The organism is Pseudoalteromonas sp. P1-7a (assembly GCF_001401855.1).
Lineage (GTDB): Bacteria > Pseudomonadota > Gammaproteobacteria > Enterobacterales > Alteromonadaceae > Pseudoalteromonas.
This window is the reverse complement of record NZ_LKDU01000107.1, coordinates 1-376: the sequence shown is the minus strand read 5'-3', so window position 1 is coordinate 376 and position 376 is coordinate 1. Positions and strand designations below refer to the sequence as shown.

Genomic DNA, 376 nt, shown 5'->3' with positions numbered 1-376 from the left:
ATAACCATGGCGGCGCTTTCGCCGTTGCCATTAATCACGCCGTCGGCTGTTTTATCAATGCTAGTTGTAATAACTGCGGTGTTATCAAGTTCTACGCTATCTTGCGCGTTTACAGGGTTACCCGCTAAATCTGACACGCTGGCTGTAGCGGTGAGTGTCCCGTCGTTTAATGCGCTTGCATCAATCGGATCAGTAACATATTCGCCGTTTTGCACAAGCGCCGTGGTTTCAACTTGGTTTGTGCCATCACTGATGATCACCGTCACGGTTTGACCGTCTTCTACATTGCTCACCGTGCCGCGCACGACCATGGCGGCGCTTTCACCGTTACCATTAATCACGCCGTCGGCTGTTTTATCAATGCTGGTTGTGATCG

General features: G+C 50.8%; 1 protein-coding gene. It reads right to left on the bottom strand.

What is annotated here, in order from left to right; all coding sequences use genetic code 11:
- Nucleotides 1–376, bottom strand: a 376-nt coding sequence (locus tag AN389_RS20415; protein WP_160318640.1) for an Ig-like domain-containing protein, incomplete at both ends; no start/stop codon positions are given.